The sequence below is a fragment of the Emticicia sp. 17c genome, assembly GCF_037153985.1.
Lineage (GTDB): Bacteria > Bacteroidota > Bacteroidia > Cytophagales > Spirosomataceae > Emticicia.
In genome coordinates this window covers 89,243-107,945 of sequence record NZ_JBBAYI010000007.1, presented here as the reverse complement: position 1 = coordinate 107,945, position 18,703 = coordinate 89,243, and the positions used below count along the sequence as shown (strand labels likewise).

The 18,703-nt window shown below is 39.2% G+C and carries 16 protein-coding genes; 11 read left to right on the top strand and 5 right to left on the bottom strand.

What is annotated here, in order from left to right; genetic code table 11:
• The first annotated feature begins 3 nt into the window (after positions 1-3).
• Genes porW through WAA15_RS14535 form a run of 4 tightly spaced genes read left to right on the top strand, consistent with a single transcriptional unit; the run spans position 4 to position 4,727 of the window.
• On the top strand, positions 4-2,187 hold the full coding sequence (porW, locus tag WAA15_RS14550) for a type IX secretion system periplasmic lipoprotein PorW/SprE (RefSeq protein ID WP_337043516.1): 2,184 nt from the start codon (positions 4-6) through the stop codon (positions 2,185-2,187).
• A 22-nt stretch (positions 2,188-2,209) separates the two neighbouring features.
• Positions 2,210-2,359 carry a hypothetical protein gene (locus tag WAA15_RS14545; RefSeq protein ID WP_337043515.1) on the top strand — a complete coding sequence of 50 codons (150 nt, stop codon included), beginning with the start codon at positions 2,210-2,212 and terminating at the stop codon, positions 2,357-2,359.
• Complete coding sequence (locus WAA15_RS14540) at positions 2,356-4,077, top strand: sodium:solute symporter (RefSeq protein ID WP_337043514.1); 1,722 nt, start codon at positions 2,356-2,358, stop codon at positions 4,075-4,077. The genes WAA15_RS14545 and WAA15_RS14540 overlap by 4 nt, the downstream gene beginning before the upstream one ends.
• Positions 4,032-4,727, top strand: coding sequence for a response regulator transcription factor (locus WAA15_RS14535; protein WP_337043513.1), 696 nt, complete (start codon positions 4,032-4,034; stop codon positions 4,725-4,727). The genes WAA15_RS14540 and WAA15_RS14535 overlap by 46 nt, the downstream gene beginning before the upstream one ends.
• 2 nt (positions 4,728-4,729) lie before the next feature.
• Here WAA15_RS14535 and WAA15_RS14530 read toward each other — a convergent pair whose 3' ends face one another.
• Both WAA15_RS14530 and WAA15_RS14525 read right to left on the bottom strand, forming a co-directional pair.
• Entirely contained in the window at positions 4,730-5,416 is a 687-nt protein-coding gene (locus WAA15_RS14530; RefSeq protein ID WP_337043512.1) for a response regulator transcription factor, read from the bottom strand.
• 21 nt (positions 5,417-5,437) lie between these two features.
• Positions 5,438-6,928 carry a sensor histidine kinase gene (locus WAA15_RS14525; protein WP_337043511.1) on the bottom strand — a complete coding sequence of 497 codons (1,491 nt, stop codon included), beginning with the start codon at positions 6,926-6,928 and terminating at the stop codon, positions 5,438-5,440.
• Positions 6,929-7,269: 341 nt separating this feature from the next.
• Here WAA15_RS14525 and WAA15_RS14520 point away from each other — a divergent pair, with 341 nt between their 5' ends.
• Positions 7,270-8,010 carry a GLPGLI family protein gene (locus WAA15_RS14520; protein ID WP_337043510.1) on the top strand — a complete coding sequence of 247 codons (741 nt, stop codon included), beginning with the start codon at positions 7,270-7,272 and terminating at the stop codon, positions 8,008-8,010.
• A gap of 64 nt (positions 8,011-8,074) precedes the next feature.
• Here the strand turns inward: WAA15_RS14520 and nhaD are convergent, their stop codons facing one another.
• Positions 8,075-9,346, bottom strand: a complete 1,272-nt coding sequence (nhaD, locus tag WAA15_RS14515; RefSeq protein WP_337043509.1) for a sodium:proton antiporter NhaD — start codon at positions 9,344-9,346, stop codon at positions 8,075-8,077.
• 413 nt (positions 9,347-9,759) lie between these two features.
• Between nhaD and WAA15_RS14510 the strand changes: the two genes are divergently transcribed.
• From WAA15_RS14510 to WAA15_RS14495, 4 genes are read left to right on the top strand one after another with little or no spacing between them, the layout of a single operon-like run.
• Complete coding sequence (locus WAA15_RS14510) at positions 9,760-11,160, top strand: HAD-IB family phosphatase (protein WP_337043508.1); 1,401 nt, start codon at positions 9,760-9,762, stop codon at positions 11,158-11,160.
• 39 nt (positions 11,161-11,199) lie between these two features.
• Positions 11,200-11,571 carry an RNA recognition motif domain-containing protein gene (locus WAA15_RS14505; RefSeq protein ID WP_337043507.1) on the top strand — a complete coding sequence of 124 codons (372 nt, stop codon included), beginning with the start codon at positions 11,200-11,202 and terminating at the stop codon, positions 11,569-11,571.
• Positions 11,568-12,812 (top strand): DEAD/DEAH box helicase, encoded by a 1,245-nt coding sequence (locus WAA15_RS14500; protein WP_337043506.1) that lies wholly within the window; start codon positions 11,568-11,570, stop codon positions 12,810-12,812. Before WAA15_RS14505 ends, WAA15_RS14500 begins: the two co-directional genes overlap by 4 nt.
• Complete coding sequence (locus tag WAA15_RS14495) at positions 12,809-13,033, top strand: VF530 family protein (protein ID WP_337043505.1); 225 nt, start codon at positions 12,809-12,811, stop codon at positions 13,031-13,033. The genes WAA15_RS14500 and WAA15_RS14495 overlap by 4 nt, the downstream gene beginning before the upstream one ends.
• 61 nt (positions 13,034-13,094) lie before the next feature.
• On the opposite strand, the gene WAA15_RS14490 is transcribed toward WAA15_RS14495, so the two are convergent.
• A complete protein-coding gene (locus WAA15_RS14490) occupies positions 13,095-15,872 on the bottom strand; it encodes an outer membrane beta-barrel family protein (RefSeq protein WP_337043504.1) in 2,778 nt (925 codons plus the stop codon).
• Between the two features lie 249 nt (positions 15,873-16,121).
• On the opposite strand from WAA15_RS14490, the gene WAA15_RS14485 reads away from it, so the two are divergent.
• Positions 16,122-16,313, top strand: a complete 192-nt coding sequence (locus tag WAA15_RS14485) for a cold-shock protein (protein WP_337043503.1) — start codon at positions 16,122-16,124, stop codon at positions 16,311-16,313.
• 59 nt (positions 16,314-16,372) lie between these two features.
• On the opposite strand, the gene WAA15_RS14480 is transcribed toward WAA15_RS14485, so the two are convergent.
• Positions 16,373-18,133 carry an ABC transporter ATP-binding protein gene (locus WAA15_RS14480; RefSeq protein ID WP_337043502.1) on the bottom strand — a complete coding sequence of 587 codons (1,761 nt, stop codon included), beginning with the start codon at positions 18,131-18,133 and terminating at the stop codon, positions 16,373-16,375.
• A 61-nt stretch (positions 18,134-18,194) separates the two neighbouring features.
• Here WAA15_RS14480 and WAA15_RS14475 point away from each other — a divergent pair, with 61 nt between their 5' ends.
• Positions 18,195-18,701 (top strand): YdeI/OmpD-associated family protein, encoded by a 507-nt coding sequence (locus tag WAA15_RS14475; protein WP_337043501.1) that lies wholly within the window; start codon positions 18,195-18,197, stop codon positions 18,699-18,701.
• The last annotated feature ends 2 nt before the right edge of the window (positions 18,702-18,703 follow it).

Sequence of the window (18,703 nt, the reverse complement as noted above, 5' to 3'; positions counted from 1 at the left end):
AAAGTGAGAAAACTATCCGTATTTATCATATTATTACTCATTACTGCTGCCTGTTCGCAGTTTAGTAATGCGCCTACCAGCAAAGCCTGGCATAATATGAACGCCCTTTTTAATTCGTTGATTATTGCCCGTGATAACATGAAACAGGCAGACAAAGAACTGTTTGCCAAACGTGACGAAAATTATAGTGCATTAATGCCTATTTTGCTTCCTATTGATACCAACAAGACACAGGCAGTAGCAACCAACCTGAAAGAAGTTATTGAGAAAACATCGCTTATTGCAGAAAGGCATTCAAACTCTAAATATCTGGCCGAAGCGTATATTCTGCTAGGCAAAGCCCGCCTGATGAAAGGTGATTTTGTAAATGCCATTGAGGTCTTTAAGTATTTAAATACTACTACCAAGAGCGAAAACGGCCGTCAACAGGCTTTAATATGGCTGATGCGTGCATATACCGAACAGCGCGATTATGAAACAGCCTTAAAGGTAGCAGAAGTAATACGCACGCTTGATTTAAATAAACAAAACACACGAGATTTTTATCAGGCTAAAGCATATATTCACCAAAGAAGAGGTGAATTTGCTACGTCGGCAGCCATTGCAGAGGAAGCCTTAAAGCTCATGTCGAAAAACGAACAAACGGCACGCGTGCATTACGCTGTTGCGCAAATGTATGATATTATTAACCAGCCAGCCAAAGCCTTGCCACATTATCTGGCAGTATTGAAAAACCGGCCAAATTATGACATGGAGTTTTACTCACAGATGAATGCCCTGCTCGACCAAGCAGCAGTGCGCAGAGGTAGTGCCGCAGGTATACAGGAGAATTTCAGAAAAATGCTAACAGACCGCAAGAATGCCGACCTCAAAGACAAGATTTACTTTACGATGGGGAGCCTCGAAGCTAAAAAAGGGAATTATAACAAAGCCATTGAATATTATAATGCTTCGCTGAGAAATTCGGGTGGGAATAGCTTACAAAATGCCTATACGTATCTGGAACTAGCCGAAATTCATTATAACCAGCTTCAAAAATATGAAAAAGCAAGTGCCTATTACGATAGTACACTGACGGCCTTGCCCAAAAACTCGTCTGATTTTGAACGGATTTCCAAAAGAGCTTCTTCATTAAGTGATTTTGTAAAATACCAGCGTGTATTGGTTTTGGAAGATAGCCTTCAGGCACTGGCAGCGATGAACCCAGCGGCTCTGGATAAAACCCTTGAGAAAATCATTCTACAAAAAGAAGAAGATACCAGAAAAGCAAAGGAATTGGCCGAACTGGCAGCCAAAAAGAATAGTAATGTAGCCGTAGACCTTTTGTCGGACAAAGACCCAACCTTTAAACGATGGGAACTTTATGACCCGCTAGTAGTAGCCAAAAATAAATCTGATTTTCAGCAATTATGGGGAAACAGACCTTTGGAAGATGATTGGCGAAGAAAAGAGAAACAGACTGGCTCTATCAGTTTCAGAACCGAAAGGGTTACTAACACCCCTGCCGATGGCAGCAATGCCCCACAAAAAACGGCCCCTATTGCACAGGCTCAGTCTAGTACAGGTTTAAGTATGCAAGAACTGGAAAGCCGAAAAAAAGAATTATATGCCAGAATTCCGGTTTCGCCCGAAAAACTGGTGGCTTCACAACGCAAGCAGGAAGAAGCCTATTACCAATTAGGGAAAATCTATAATTTCCAGTTCAACGAACCTCAAAATGCCATCAGCACTTTTCAGACATTACTAAGTAGGTTTCCGAATACCATACATGAGGCCGAAGCCTTGTATTTACTTACGTTGCTAGCAGACAACCCGCAAACAAGCCCTTACAGAGCCAGCCTGTTAAGCAAATATCCGGCCTCGACCTATGCCCGACAATTGCTAAGAGGGAATGTGAGCATCACGAGTGATACCGAATCGAAAGCAAATGTAGTTTATGCACAGGCATTTAATCTTTACAGCAATGAGAGTTATCAGTCGGCATTGAAAATGGCCGAAGATGGTCTTATTACTTATACTGGCACAAGTATTGAAGATAAATTTGCAATGCTACGTATATTTCTTTTAGCCAAAACAGGGCAAAAAGAAGTATACCAACAAGCCTTAAACGAGTTTGTTCAGGGCTATCCTTCCAGCAATTTAATGACAAAGGCAAAAGAATTACTGGCGGTTTTGAACAAAAAATAAAAACATCTATACCCTGATTATTATGACTAAGCCTAAAACCGATGCCCCTATTGAAGAGGATAGTGAGCACGCTCCTATTCTTGGTACTTGGCGAAATGTATATATACTTGTAGCTGGTGCCTTGTTTGTATCTATTATCCTTTTCTACCTTTTCACCCTATATTTTGCATGACCAACCTCGACTGGACCCTTCTTATTGTTACGCTTCTTTTCATTATACTATATGGTATTTATAAAAGCCACCGCGATAAAGACATTAACGGTTACTTGCTAGGGAATCAATCCTTACCGTGGTATCATGTTGGGTTTTCTGTGATGGCTACTCAGGCCAGTGCGATTACGTTTTTATCAACAACCGGACAAGGCTTCGACGACGGTATGCGCTTCGTGCAGTTTTACTTTGGCCTGCCACTAGCCATGATTGTGCTTTGTATTACTTTTATTCCTATTTTTCATCGCCTGAAAGTATATACTGCTTATGAATACCTTGAATTACGTTTCGATGGCAAAGTAAGAATTTTTACAGCTTTTTTATTTCTGATTCAGCGAAGCCTCTCAACGGGTATTTCTATTTATGCTCCGGCCATTATTCTTTCTACCATTTTCGGCTGGGATATTTTCTGGACCAATGTTATTATGGGTGGTCTAGTGCTTACTTACACAGTTATTGGTGGTACAAAAGCCATTTCTTATACACACGTGCAGCAAATGCTGGTAATTACGGTAGCCATGTTTCTGGCCGGAGTTATTGTTTTGCAGATGCTTCCTGAAAATATAGGCCTTGTAAAAGCCCTCAAAATTGCCGGAAAATCCGGCCACATGAAACTAGTTTCGCTCGAGTTTAACCCTAAAGACCGTTATAACTTATTTTCGGGGCTTATAGGAGGCTTTTTTCTGCAACTTTCATATTTTGGAACCGATCAGTCGCAAGTGGGGCGGTATCTTACCGGAGAATCAACCAACCAAAGCCGTTTGGGGTTAGTAATGAATGGCTTGCTGAAAGTACCCATGCAGTTTTCTATCCTGCTAGTGGGGGTGTTGGTTTTTGTTTTTTACCAGTATAACACTTCTCCTGTATTTTTCAATAAGGTAGAGGTTGACAAACTTCGCAGCAGCCAGTATGCCCCCGAATTAAAAGTACTCGAAACAGAACACGAAAAACTGGCTCAGAAAAAACAAGCCCTATTGAATAGCATGGGCGATGTAAGCGATGAACAACTGGTAACTTACAAAGCCTCGCTGAGAGAATCTGACTCACTTAGCAAAAATATTAAGGCACAAGTAACAGACCTGATTAAAAAGAATAACCCGGCAGCTAGTACCAACGACCGCGACTACGTTTTTCTGAGATTTGTGCTTGATTACCTCCCACATGGGCTTATTGGGCTACTAATTGCTGTCATTTTTGCAGCTTCGATGGGTTCAATTGCCTCGGCATACAATTCTTTGGCAGCTACCACCGTTGTAGATGTTTACCGGAAGTTTACTAAAAAGACATCTTCCGAAAAAGCAGAACTGAATGCTTCTAAAGTTTCGACTGTTTTGTGGGGTCTTTTTTGTATATTTGTTGCACAATATGCGAGCCAGCTTGGGAATATGATTGAGGTAGTGAATGTACTTGGCTCGTTATTTTACGGCATTATACTAGGAGTATTTCTGGTAGCATTCTATTTTAAAAACATTGGCGGCACAGCCACTTTCTGGGCAGCGGTTATTAGTCAGGGTATTATTTTAGGTATTGGCATACCACAGCTTATTCTGAAAAAAGAGTGGATTGCTTACCTGTGGTTTAACCCGATTGGCTGTTTTCTGGTGATTGGCATAGCATGGATGATTCAGAACTTATGGAAAAAAAGCGAATACTCATCGTCGAAGACGACCAACGATTAGCTGAGAATATCAGCAAGGGATTGGCCGAAAAAGATTTCGAAACATCCGTTGCTTTTGATGGGCAAATCGGGCTTCGTCTGGCATTAAGTGGCAAATTTGATTTAGTAATACTAGATGTAAATCTGCCAGTTATGAATGGCTATGAAGTATGCGCCAAAATCCGTGAAAAAGATAGCCAGATTCCAGTTATTATGCTAACCGCTCTGGGCGAAACCGACGACAAGATATTAGGCTTCGAAAAAGGGGCCGACGATTACATAGTGAAGCCTTTTGAGTACCGCGAGCTACTGGCGCGGGTAAATGTTTTTCTGAAACGGGCTTATGCTGAAAATGAGCCTAATGCTTCGAATGTACTAAGAATTGCCGATTTAGAAATTAATCTGGAAAGTAAGACGGCATCACGGCAGAATACAAAGATAGAGCTAACACCTAAAGAGTTCTCCTTGCTGGAGTATCTGGTCAGAAATAAAGGCAAAGTAGTTTCAAAAGCTGAAATTGCTGAAAGAATCTGGGAAGGCAACAATGCCGACAACAGCCTGAACGTAATTGAGGTGTATATCAACTTTCTGAGAAAGAAAATCGATAAAGACTTTGAACCAAAGCTCATTCATACCAAAACAGGTATGGGCTATGTATTAAAAGATGACTAAACTCAGGCAATAGGCGTAGTAAAGTGATAGCCAACGCCTTTTATGGTCATAAGGTCGAGGGTTTCGTCTTCTTTCAGGTAGTCGCGTAGTTTTGTAATATACACGTCGAGGTTTCTGGAGTTAAAAAAAGAATCATCACCCCATATTTTCATTAGTATTTCTTTACGGTTGACTGTAAAATTTCTATTTTCAGATAAAATTTTGAGCAGTTCTGTTTCTCTGTGTGATAGTTTTCGACAAGTTTCATTGAGGCGCAACTCATATTTGTGGGGCAGAAACTCATATTTTCCTAACGGGATACTCCCATTTTGTACTATCCCTTTACTGCTTGATAATAGCAATAGATTGTTAATTCTGACAATGAGTTCTTCCATACTGAATGGTTTTCGGATGTAATCGTTTCCACCAGCCTGAAACCCTTTGAGAACATCGTCGGTTTGCGTTTTAGCTGTCAGAAAAATAATAGGCAACCCGGGTTTTAATTGCCTGATTTCGGCCCCTAGTGTATAGCCATCTTTATTGGGTAGCATTACGTCCAGCACACAAATATCAGGTCTGTATTGTTCAAAAGTTTTCATTACCTGATTACCATCCGTAACCATTTTTACATCAAAGTTTCTGCTCTCGAGGCTTTCTTTTACTATTTTCCCTAAAAACGGTTCGTCTTCTACGTACAATATCTTTATCATGTGTTTAGTAGTTATGTTGTATCAGTTTATTAGTGGGAGTTTCATGGTAAAAGTACTTCCCTGCCCTATGGTGCTGTTTACTTCAATTGTACCGTTATGGCGTTCTATTACGTTTTTTACATAACTCAGACCCAACCCGTAGCCTTTGATATTATGCACATTACCAGTAGGAACCCGAAAGAATTTATCAAATATACGGGGCAAAAACTCTTCTGATATACCTATTCCGTTATCTTCAATACTAAGTTGCAGGGTTTGTGCATCTTCTGTTAATACAACATTTATCTGAGGGTCAGTGCTATATTTCAAGGCATTTTCCAGAAGGTTATACACCACGTTTGTTAGATGTATAGAATCGCCCAAGATGATAAACGTTTTGCCAAATAAATCGAAATTGACATTTGCTCTGCATTTTTCAAATTGTAATTTCATGGTAGCAAGTACACTTTCGACCAGACTTCTGAAGTTGATATTATCATTATTAAGCACTAGTTCTTTTTGCTCAAAGGCACTCATTTTTAATACCTTATCAACCAGTATGGCAAGCCTGTTCAGTTCGTTTTTAGAGATTTCGAGGTATTCTTTGGTTTGAGCCGGATTCTGTAACACATTAAAATTACTCAGGGCCTCAATAGCCACACTAACTGTCGAAATAGGGGTTTTCAGTTCATGAGTAATGTTACTAACGAAATCGTTCTTCAAGGCTGTAAGTCGGTTTTGTTGCTGGAGGCTACGATAAACAAGCCAGAAAGACACCCCAGTAATAGTTATCAGAAAAACAGAGAAAAGTATCTGAGGAATAATTTTTTTAGTCAAGAACCACCTAGTATCAGAAAAATTTGCCTGATATACCATCGTATTGAATGGTACTTGCGCTCTTATACTAGCCGAAGTATCCATTTTTTCTTTTTTACCTAGCGTTACCTCAAAAGGGACCGTAATCTGCTGTTTGAGTAATTTAGCTTTGTACTTCTGCGTAATTTCATGTTTTTTCAGGGTATCTGGCAGGAGATTAATCACAAAATTGCTCGAACTCTGTTTTTTTGTATTTACTTTTTTGTTCTGGCTGGTTTTTACAAGTCCTACTACGGGTGTTTTTTTCTGAAAAATGGTATCTACTTGTATATCTGACAAAAACAACATCTGGCGAGGCCGACGGCTGAGCAGTTCGTTGTGTTGAGTGGAGTCAACTTTAAGTTGAATCTTGATATTCCTTTTGTTAGAGTCAAGACTCATAGCGTGAATCATGCGGGAAAGTAAATTTCTGCCGAGTGAATCGGCATTGTCAAATTCTTTGTTTGAAAAAATAGTTAAAGTCCCTTTGTTAACAGAATATTTTTGAGGCAGTTCAGTGGCCACCGCTGGTAATTTATTTGAGACCACTATTTTGCTTATACTTCCTTGTAGGTTAGAGTACGACTTAACTTGAGGTTTATTTTTTCTGGCGGTTACGGTTACCCTATTGAATTTAAAAGAAGAATCTACCTGACGTTTAATAATAGAATCTTGCATGGAAATAATGGTTTTTTCAAAACTATTGCTGATGTCTTTCTGAAGATTCTTTTTTTGTTCGGTATAGTTCTGCCTGAGCCAGAAAATATTAAATAGCGTTAGCAGTAATAAGCTAACGCATATTAATAGGAAGTGAGTCCGATTTTTTTTTCCTGTCTTCAAATTTTTTAACCAATATAAACCCACGGATTACCAATCCGTGATACGAAACCAAATTTAAAAGACATTTTTGGTTTGCCAGCTATTTATTAACCTTAATTAACATTATTTCAATAATGATTAACCTCTGCGCAAGGCTCTGACCCATACTTTTGTCGAAAACATTTCAAAAGCCCATTACAATGAAAAAGTTATTATTATTTATTTCTGTTATTATCGGCCATTTAGCAATGGCACAAACACAAGAAGGTATTATTGACTATGAATTTAAGGTTAACCTTCATAAAGGAATAAGCAAAGACCAAGAGTCAATGAAAAGTATGGTACCCGAATTCAGAAGCAGTAAAAACCGCCTTTATTTTACCCCTGTCGAATCGTTCTACACAAATATTGACGAAGAAACCGAAGAAGCCAACAGCTCGTTCGGAGGGAACAACGTACAGTTCAAGTTTACACGCCCACAGATGGATATGTACCGAAATTTTGAGGCATCGAAGTTTGTTACTATTACCGATTTTGCCGGAAAAAAATTCAGGATTGAAGACTCATTAAAAACCCTTTCGTGGAAATTTGCAGATGAAACCAAAAAAATTGCAGGTTATGACTGCAAAAAGGCCACCCTTTATAACGAAGAATTAAAACAAGACATAGTAGCATGGTATACCGAAGCCCTAATATCGCCAGCAGGGCCACAGAATTTCTGGGGTTTGCCAGGTCTGATTCTGGAAGCCAACATTAATGATGGCAGTACCATTATTACCACAAAAAAGATAGAGTTGAAAAAACTTACCAACGAAATAAAAGCTCCTTCAGGAGGCAAAAAAGTAACTGCACAAGAATTTAAGAAAATCAGAGACGACTACATGAAAGAAATGGGTGTTCAGGGCGGAAGCGGAGGCACCAGATTCATTATCAGAAACTAGTAGTGTAATTTCAGGTCATTTAGCTTAGCCCTTCCAGCCTAAGAAGGGCTAAGATTTTTTTATATTAATGCAGTAGCTGCTGCTGCGTTATAAATACAAGTACCCCTGCAACAAAACCTATCAGAGCCAGCCAACTAATTTTTTTGAGATACCACATAAAATCTATGTTTTCGATACCCATTACAGCCACTCCAGCAGCCGAACCAATAATGATAGTACTACCACCTGTTCCGGTTGTAAGGGCAAGAAACTCCCAGAAACGATGGTCGGTCGGGAACTGAGAAAAATCATACATACCCTGTGCAGCAGCTACCAGAGGCACGTTATCAACCACTGCCGACAAAATACCCAGTGCAATCCCTATCAGGTATTCGTTCCGTAGAGAATTATCCAGAAAAGTAGCAAAGGTTTTCAGCACACCAAACGACTGTAAAGCCGCTACCGCCAACAAAATACCCAGAAAGAACAAAATACTAGGTGTATCTATTTTCTGCAAAGCCGTAGCTACACTCAGTTTTCTTTTTTCATCATGAGCTTTATCCGAGTGAATCAGGGTAGTTACTACCCATATAATACCTAGTGCCAGTAGCATTCCCATAAAAGGAGGCAGATGCGTAAGGGTTTTAAAAACAGGCACAAAAACAAGTAAACTTACCCCTGTAACCAATATAATACTACTTTCTTTGGTTTTTTTGTTTTTATTTGTCGTTGTTTTTGGGAGTTCTTTACCTCTGAATTTGTTGGCTAACAAAATAAGTGGCACACCACACACTGCAATACTGGCAAGGAAGGTCTTAACCATAATGTTAAAGGCGGTTATCTGACCACCAATCCAAAGCATGGTAGTAGTTACATCGCCTAACGGAGACCACGCTCCACCAGCATTGGCAGCAATAACAATCATTCCGGCAAACCATAGTTTATCTTCTTTATCGTGCAATATTTTAGCACAAAGCGAGGTCATAACAATGGCAGTAGTAAGGTTATCTAACAGGGCTGACAAGAAAAAAGTAAGCACCGATACAATAATCAACAAACTACTTTTACTACGCGTTTTAATTTTTTGGGTAATTATCTCGAAGCCATCGTGCGAATCAATCAGCTCTACGATTGTCATGGCCCCTAACAGAAAAAACAAAATAGAAGCTATATCACCTACATGGTGCGTCAGGTGTTCGGTAGCTTCATCGGTAGTATGCGCCTGCAAAAAATAAATAAGCCAGCATATTACACCGGTAATAAGGGCTGAGGCAGCCTTATTAATGCCTAGTGGGTGTTCAAATGCAATAGCAATATAACCTAAAACAAAAAAAAGAATTAGTAGTGTAGTAACCATAAAAATACCTGTTTTAAGCAGATGTGTGTAATATATAGTATCTGCAATTTATGAAAGAATCAGGCTATGAAAAGCCTTGAGAAAGATAATCGAATTTACTTGTTGATTGAGCTACAAAGTTACGGAAAAGCGACAATACCACCCCGCATTTATACCCTATTTAGAAAAAATTAATTTTTTTTTTATTTCCTCCATATTTCGCCCATACACAAAAACACACAAATAACTAACTATCAATTAGTTAAATCAAAACATCAATATATTGCATCTAATAATATTATTAGTTAAAGAAACGGAGAAATACCTTGTTATGCCATTGTAGAGCCATCTGCAATGAACTAAGCACTCAAGTTTAGGCGTTAAAACTTAATAAGTAGTATAAAATTGTTCAACCTTTAAAACACTTTAGAAGTATGATTTCAGTTATTATACCTACATTAAATGAAGAAGAAACAATAGCCAGCGTTGTTGATTTTGCTAAAAAACAACCCCATGTATCGGAAGTAATTGTAGTAGACGACAAATCGCAGGATAAAACTGTTTCAATAGCCCGACAACACGGTGCCACAATCCTGACCAGTACTATCTTAGGCAAAGGGGCTTCCATGAAAGACGGTGTTCTGTTCGCTAAAAACGATATAGTCGCATTTCTCGATGGAGACATAGACCCCTACCCGCACCATACCATCAAATTACTGGCAGAACCCATTCTAAACGGCGAAGTCGATTTTGTAAAGTCGTCGTTCAACCGCAATGCAGGGCGCGTAACCGAACTGGTTGCCAAACCCTTATTAAGTATATTCTTCCCCGATTTAACCCGTTTTAATCAACCACTCAGTGGCATGATAGCCGGACGTAAATCGTTGCTTACTCAAATTGATTTCAGAGATGATTATGGTGTTGATATTGGCTTACTGATTGATATGTATCTGATGAATGCCCGTATGAAAGAAGTCGAAATTGGTTATATTGAAAACAAGAGCAAACCATGGCAGGCATTAGGCAAAATGAGTAAAGAAGTAGCTCAGACCATTATTTCAAAAGCGGCCTCAAACAATAGTGCCAATTTTACTTTTGAAGAACTGGGAACCATAACCGAAATACGTTCTCAGATGGAAGTGTCGCTTGAAAGCCAGTTCAAGAAACTAAACAAGATGATTGTTTTTGATATGGATAACACCCTTCTGCTTGGAAGGTTTATAGATACCTGCGCCAAAACTTACCATTTTGAGCAGGAATTAATGGAAATCCGCTCACTTGAACACGACCCCGTTATTATTACTAAAAGAGTAGCCACCCTGTTAAAAGGCCGGAATATAGGCGAACTAATTCAGTTGCTTGATACCATTGAGCTTGTACCGGGTACAAAAGAAGTTATTGATGAATTAAAAGCCAGAGGTTATATTACAGGCATTATTTCGGATAGCTATGATTTTGTAACCAATCATATCAAAAATAAACTTGGGATGGATTTCTCGATAGGTAATGAACTGGAGTTTTCAAAAAGCGTTGCTACTGGCGAAGTAAAAATTCCTTCATACCTGTTCAATAACCCCAAAAGTGTAAACAAATTGGCTATCTGTAAAACCAATGCCTTAATGGCCATTCTGGAACGATATAACATTCAGAAACAGAACTGTATTGCCATTGGCGATAGCATGAACGACCTCTGGATGATAAAAGAAGCTGGGCTGGGCATTGCCTTCTGCTCGAAAGATGTGCTGGTAAATCACCATGCCGACATCATTATTTCTGAACCTTCCTTTAATAAACTACTCGAAATAGCACTTTTAACGCTTTATTCTTGTACCTGATGCACTTATATTCATAGATGTTGCTTAAAATTTGTAATTTTGCCTGATAATTACAGCATAAAGCAGATGGATATATTTGTGGGTAGTATTCCTTTTAAACTAAAGGAAAAAGAATTAAGAGCTATATTTGAAAAATATGGCGAAGTTGAGTCGGTAAAAATCGTAAAAAGCAAAGTTACACGCCAGAACAAAGGTTTTGGCTTTGTAAGTATGCCCGATGAAGATGCCGTTCGGATGGCTATTCATGAGCTTAATGGAACTGAACTCATGGGCCGTGAAATAGAGGTGAGTATTTCAGAGAAAAAAGAAAAGCCGCAGACTGGTGAAAAAACCAAGCCCAAACAGGCGGGTAAAACCACAGGAAATTTCAGAGGCATCGGCAAAGGCTACGATAAACGTAATAGAAAATGAAATTTGAAGATTATCGCATAGCACCCGAAATAAAGCAAAATCTGGAAAGATTGGGCTTTAAACGCCCTACTGACATTCAGTACAAATCTATCACGCCTATTCTGCGTGGTGAAGATGTACTGGCCATTGCCCAGACAGGTACAGGCAAAACGGCCGCCTTTGCCATTCCGGTACTTAATCTTATTCATGAAAGCAAGAAAAGTTCTCGCTCAGAAGCCATCCGCTGTATCGTGATGGTGCCTACCCGCGAATTAGCCATCCAGATTACCGAAGTATTTCAGAAAATAGGACAAGGCACACGTGTAAAGACTTTTTCGCTCTTCGGTGGTGTAGAGCAAGACCCACAAATTAACAAACTCGAAAAAGGTATTGACATATTGGTAGCTACACCCGGGCGTGTGTTCGACCTCGTAAGTCAGGGACACCTGAAACTTAATCAGGTTGAAGTGCTAATACTGGACGAAGCCGACCACATGCTTGACTTAGGCTTTATAAAAGATATTCAGGATTTAATAAGATTCCTGCCCCGTAAACGCCAGACGCTTTTCTTTTCGGCCACCATCAACGAAACCATCAAGAAACTGGCTTACTCGCTGGTGCGTAATGCTATCAGGATTCAGATTTCACCTAACGACAAGGTTGCCAGAAATATCAGCCATGCTGTTGCATATATAGAAATGGACGATAAACGCTTTTTTCTCGAGCGGCTGGTTAACGAACACCCTGATAGTAAAATTCTGGTATTTGTGCGTACCAAAGTACGTGCCGAACGTGTAAAAGCCGCCATGGAACGGGTGGGTATCGCAAGCGAAACATTACACGGAGATAAAGAACAAAGTAATAGGCTGGATGTACTAAGCCAGTTCAGAAAAGGAGCCATCAAATTACTGATTGCCACCGATGTAAGTGCCAGAGGAATTGATATTCCTGATGTGGACTACGTAATAAATTATGACTTGCCCGAAGAGCCTGAAAACTATGTACACCGTGTAGGGCGTACAGGCAGGGGCGTACAGAAAGGGAATGCCATTTCGTTTTGTAGCACCGAAGAAAAACCAGTATTGGCAGAAATAGAGACTTTTCTGAATAAGCCGATTCAGGTAATTGAAATAGACAAACAGGTGTATACGGCTACAATTGATTTTTCGCAGGATACCAGTACTATGGATTTAAAAGCCTTGCTGAAAGAAGCCGAAGCATTTGAGGAAGTAAAACGCAAAAAAGCCAAACAGAAAAAATGACCCAGCCCAATAACCCCTTACATAGCAAAACCCTTGAAATGATTCTGAACGAACTGGTAGACTATCATGGCTGGGACCAAATGGGCTACCATATCCGAATCAATTGTTTTCTGAATAACCCCAGTATTAAATCAAGCCTTACTTTTCTGCGAAAAACCCCTTGGGCAAGAAAAAAAGTAGAAGACTTATACCTGCGCATGATTGAAGATTTAAAAGGCTAATACACATAAGAAAGGCAGCTTTTAGGGCTGCCTTTCTGCTTAATTATAGGTTTTGTTTCATTTATCTGGTTATGATTCTCACGCCTCCACGTTGTGCCGGATTAAGCCCTTTCAAGGCATAAGTGAAACTTAGCATATAGTAGCGGCCAAGCGTAGTGATGCGTTCATCCTGAAGAAAATTCAACTGTGCCGTCCGAACGATACCTGTATTTCTGTTCAAGAGGTCATTTACAGCCAGTTTTAGTTCGCCACGACGGTTTTTCAGGAAGAAAGTTGAAATTGAAACAGCCCAAAGTGGTATTTTCTGGTTATAGCCTCCGGTAAGCCCCGAATAAATGTTATAATCAAAATCAGTACTGAAAACAAGATTCTTGGTAATGGTCCAGTTTAAATCAGTTGAGAAATTATTATTGAAATACTCCTGATTCATCTGGCGATTTACAGAATAATGCGTCTGATTATACCCGATACGTGCTTCGGCCGACATATCGAATTTATCCTGCTGATAGCTTAATCTGAGGCGGGTATTCGCCTGCAAGCCTTTTGTTCGGTTCTCTTGTTTATTCACAAAGTTAATACCACGGTTAGCCATCATGTTCTCGCTTATGTCTACCCTTAGTTTAATAGGTTTTATTCTGAAACCATACGAAATACTTCCGTTTATCATGTAGTCATCCTTTACGTTTATCGGCTGTGAGGTTTGCACAAACGATGGGCTTATTTCCTGTGCATTGTTAATTTTATTGGTAGTATAAATCATATTCAAATTTGAGAAGAAGCTGGTAAAGCTCAACTGGTTGAATGAAATATAGCTTAACCCTAAACGATGCGAATATTCAGGTTTCAGATTCGGATTACCAACGTATATATTCAGTGGGTCGCGATTATCAGTAATAGGTGCTAACTGATTAATATTAGGCTCCTGAAAATTGGTTTCATAATCGACTCTTAAATGCTGGCTCTGCTGAAAATCATAATTGAAGTGCATATTTGGTAAAGCATTCTGGAAAGTTCTTGAAATATCCTCATCAAGTAACAACATTTTACCTTTCAGGTTAGCATGCTGAAAACTGATACCTGTTGAAAAATTATATTTTTTCTCAACGAATCTGATATTAGCTCCTATTCGGTTATAAAGAAAACTGCTTTCAAACTTGTTGCTCAACAAACTATTATAAACCGATACACCATCCTTTATATCGTTTACAGTAGCGTCAGAGATATAATCATTCTTTTGCAGAGCATAATTCATTTCAAGGTATTTTCGCTTTCCTAACGATTCGGTATAAGACGCATTCAGCCCATAATTCATGCGGTCCGACTTCCTGATACTATTTTGTTTAATATTTTCAGTGCGGGTCAGTGTGCCGTCGGTATAATATTTATTTAAGGCGGATAAATCGCCATCGCTATCCGAGTTATTGAGTTGAAAACCAAGATTCGCTGATAACGTACGCCCTTTTTTATGGAATTTATGGCGAAGCAGCAAGTTGCTATTCACGCTTAAGGCATCGCTACTGCCTGCATAGTTACGGATACCTTCATTTTCAAGAACATTGCTACTATTTAAAGACTGGCTATTGCTGGTTGTACTGGCATTGGTGCGGTTATAATTAATGTAAGAAGATAGCTTCATCGAGTTCATTGAATCTATTTTCTGGTCTAAGGTAAAATTAAGCCTATGATTATCATTCAGCGTATTTTGTGAACTATTCTGCAAAGATGTATAACTATCGCCATTGGGCAGAAAATTCTGGCGGCTAACGTTTTTGCCTATTATCTGATTAAGGTTATTGAACATATAACTTCCGTTGATTTCTGTTTTTTTAGTAACGGGGTCATTAAAATTAATACCACCTGCCCATGTTTTCAGAAAACCGTTAGGTTTGTTGCCAAAACTCAACGGCAAACCGCCATCGTTGTTGCTATTCAAGTCAAAACGGAGTTGCCCTCCCCTACCGCTCATCATACGCATCAAATCGCCAGTAAAATTCATGTAATCATCAATCGAAAATCCTTGCTGGTTAACATTATTCCCCATCCCGATAAGCGATAATTGCTTAGCCTTATTAAACCGATTGATATTTAATTTGCCTGCATAGCGTTCGTCAAGCCCCATGCCTGCCGTAATGTTTCCAAAGAAACCTTTTTTTCGGTCTTCTTTCAGGGTAAGATTAATGTTCTTCTGGCGTTGTCCGTCATCGATACCTGTAAAATCTGACTGGTCGGAGCGTTTGTCATATAGCTGAACTTTATCGATAGCATCGGCAGGCAGGTTCTTGGTAGCCATTTTGGGGTCTCGTCCGAAAAACTCTTTCCCGTCAACCGTTATACGCTTTACAGTTTCGCCCTGAGCTTTTACCGTACCATCTTTCTCAACTTCTACGCCTGGCAGTTTTTTCAGCAGGTCTTCTACTACTCCATTGGGCTTTACTTTAAATGAGCCGGCATTAAATTCAATAGTATCACCTTTGATACTTACCGGTGCTTTTTCGCCTTTTATGGTTACCTCGTCGAGTTCTTTACTGATTGGTTCCAGTTTTATGCTTCCTAAATCAACCATTGTGGCTATATCGGGTACAATTAATCTGTAAAAAGGTTTATGGCCTACGTAGGTAATTTTAAACAGGTAATTGGCTGGATTAAGATTTTTGAGTTCAAAAGTTCCTTTATCGGTTGTGCGGCCAAAATTAATTAAAGAAGAATCCTTTGGGCTTAGCAGCAATACAGTGGCATATTGCAAGGGTGCAGCAGCCGAATCGGTAACAGTTCCTTTAATTGTCAGCTTTTGTGCAAAACCGGGTAAGGTAAATAATAAAAGTATGAAGAGCTTTTTCATAAGTGGTTTGAATTATTTTGTAAAAACAAAAGTAAAACCCGTACTTATGAACCTAAGTTAATTGAGATTGAAATAATGTTAATTAAGGTTAATAAGGCCTTAATTAATATTTGCAGCCCCTTAAGTAAGTAAAAAACACTACCCAAAACAGGTAAAAGTATCCATATTTAAGAATAAAATTGCATATTCTTGTTATTGTCAATAAATTATGTATACCTTTGTGCTTTAAGCACAAAATAAAAAATACAAATGTCTAGCGGAACAGTTAAGTTTTTCAATGAAACCAAAGGTTTTGGTTTTATCAAAGTAAGTGGAACCAACCAAGAGGTTTTTGTTCATGTATCTGAATTAAAAGACCAAATCCGTCAGGATGACGAAGTAACTTTCGACATTCAGGAAGGAAAAAAAGGGTTGAACGCCGTGAACGTGAAATTGGCATAATTATATCTTAATATATAATTATCAAAGGGCCCTCAATCAGGTTGAGGGCTTTTTCCTTTTTATACGAGCATCTCTTTATACTGCATCCGGTACAGATTCGCATAGAAACCGTCTTTTTCGAGTAATGTCTCGTGGTTTCCTTCTTCCATAATCTGTCCTTTATCCAACACAATAATTTTATTGGCTTTCTGAATGGTACTCAAACGGTGCGCAATTACGATTGACGTACGCCCTTTCATTAATTGCCCTATGGCGTTCTGAATGAGTTCTTCTGTTTCAGTATCGACCGAAGAAGTTGCTTCATCCAATACAATAATTTTGGGGTCTTGTACCATAGCCCGTACGAAAGAAATCAACTGGCGTTGCCCTACCGAAAGCGTCGAGCCACGTTCCTGCACGTTATAGTCATAGCCATTAGGCAATTGCATAATAAAATCGTGTACTCCTACCAGTTTAGCGGCCTCAACGATTTTATCTCTTGAGATAGAGGTATCTCCCAGTGTAATATTATTTTCGATGGTATCCGAAAACAGAAAAACATCCTGCAAAACTACCCCTATCTGCTCCCGCAGGTGTTTAAGTTCATATTGCTGAATATCGGTGTCATCAATCCTGATTTCTCCTTTATTGATTTCATAAAACCGCGACAACAAGTTAATGATTGACGATTTTCCGGCACCTGTTGCTCCTACAAAAGCCACGGTTTCGCCTTTATTTACTTTGAACGATATATTTTTTAATACATAGTTTTCCTGATTGTACGCAAACCATACATTCTTGAATTCAACTTCTCCTTTAAGGTTAGTGTTATAAGTACCCTCATTGGCGGTGTATTCGTCGCTATCAAGCAATTTAATAATGCGGTCGGTGCTTACGATACCCATTTGCAGGGTATTCATTCTATCGGCCAGCATTCGGATAGGTCTGAAAAAGATATTAATAAACATAATAAAGGCCGTAACCGTACCATAGCTCACTTCGGCATTTAATATCTGTTTAGCTCCGAACCATACTACCAACCCCGTTCCTAAAGCCGCAATTACCTCAGCTACCGGATAGTAAATCGAGTAATACATGATTGATTTAATGTTGGCATCGCGGTGTTCTTTATTAATTGCTACAAATTTTTTATATTCAATTTTTTCTGAGTTAAAAATCTGTACAATACTCATACCAGTAATGTGTTCCTGTACAAAAGAGTTAAGGTTAGCTACGGCGTTACGAACAATATTAAACGATTTCTTGACTTTTTCCTTAAAAATATAAGTACTGATAAGCATTAGCGGAATAGTACTCAGGCTAATAAGCGAAAGTTTCCAGTCGGTATAAAACATAACCGAGATAATAAGCACCAGTTGCAGGATGTCACCTGCAATGGCGGCAATGCCATCACTAAAAACATCGGCCAGTGTTTCAATATCTGAAATTGTACGTGTTACCAGACGGCCAATGGGGGTATCGTCAAAGAATTTCAGTCGTAAGTGAATAATTTTCTGATAAAGCTGTATGCGTATATCCCGAATAATGTTCTGCCCGAGCCATCCGGCCAGATAGGTATTCACAAACTGAATCAGCGACTGTAAAACCAGTACACCAATCATGACTAACATCATTTTGGCAAGGCCTTCATAATTGCCGGCTGACACTGGGCCATCGATGGTCTGGCGAATCAAAAGCGGTAAGGCTGGAGCTAAGGCTGCTCCTACCAGAATGACAAAAACAAGAGTGTAAAAACGTACCCGATATGGGCGTATAAACTGAAAAAGCCTTTTCAGGACAGCCCAATCGAAAATATTACCGGAAGGATTTTGTTCGCTCATTCAATTTTAGAAAGATTTCTTAATTTTAAACTCATAAATATAAATAATCGTTCAGAAAGAAATGCTTACTTTTAAAACAACCATCCACAAATTTGGGGAACAAGGCGAAAAAACCGGCTGGACTTATATTGTTATTCCTGCACAACTGGCACATGAGCTAAAACCCAATACCCGCACCTCATTCAGGGTTAAAGGTAAACTGGACGATTTCGCCATTGCCCAAGTGGCCTTACTACCCGCTGGTGAAGGAGATTTTTTTATGCCTATTAATGCAAAAATGCGTAAGGGTATCCGAAAAAAGGAAGGAACCGTGCTTATAGTAAGCCTCGAACTTGATGAAAGTATTTTTAAAATTTCGGAAGATTTACTGGTTTGCCTTGAAGACGAACCCAAAGCATTGGAGAAATTTAACAAGCTCTCTCCAAGCCATCAGAAATACTTTTCAAAATGGATAGAAGATGCCAAAACTATTGAAACCAAGAGCAAACGTATTGCACAGGCTGTACAGGGTTTAGCCATGAATATGGACTATGGAACTATGATTAGGCACTTCAGAGAAAAAAAATAATA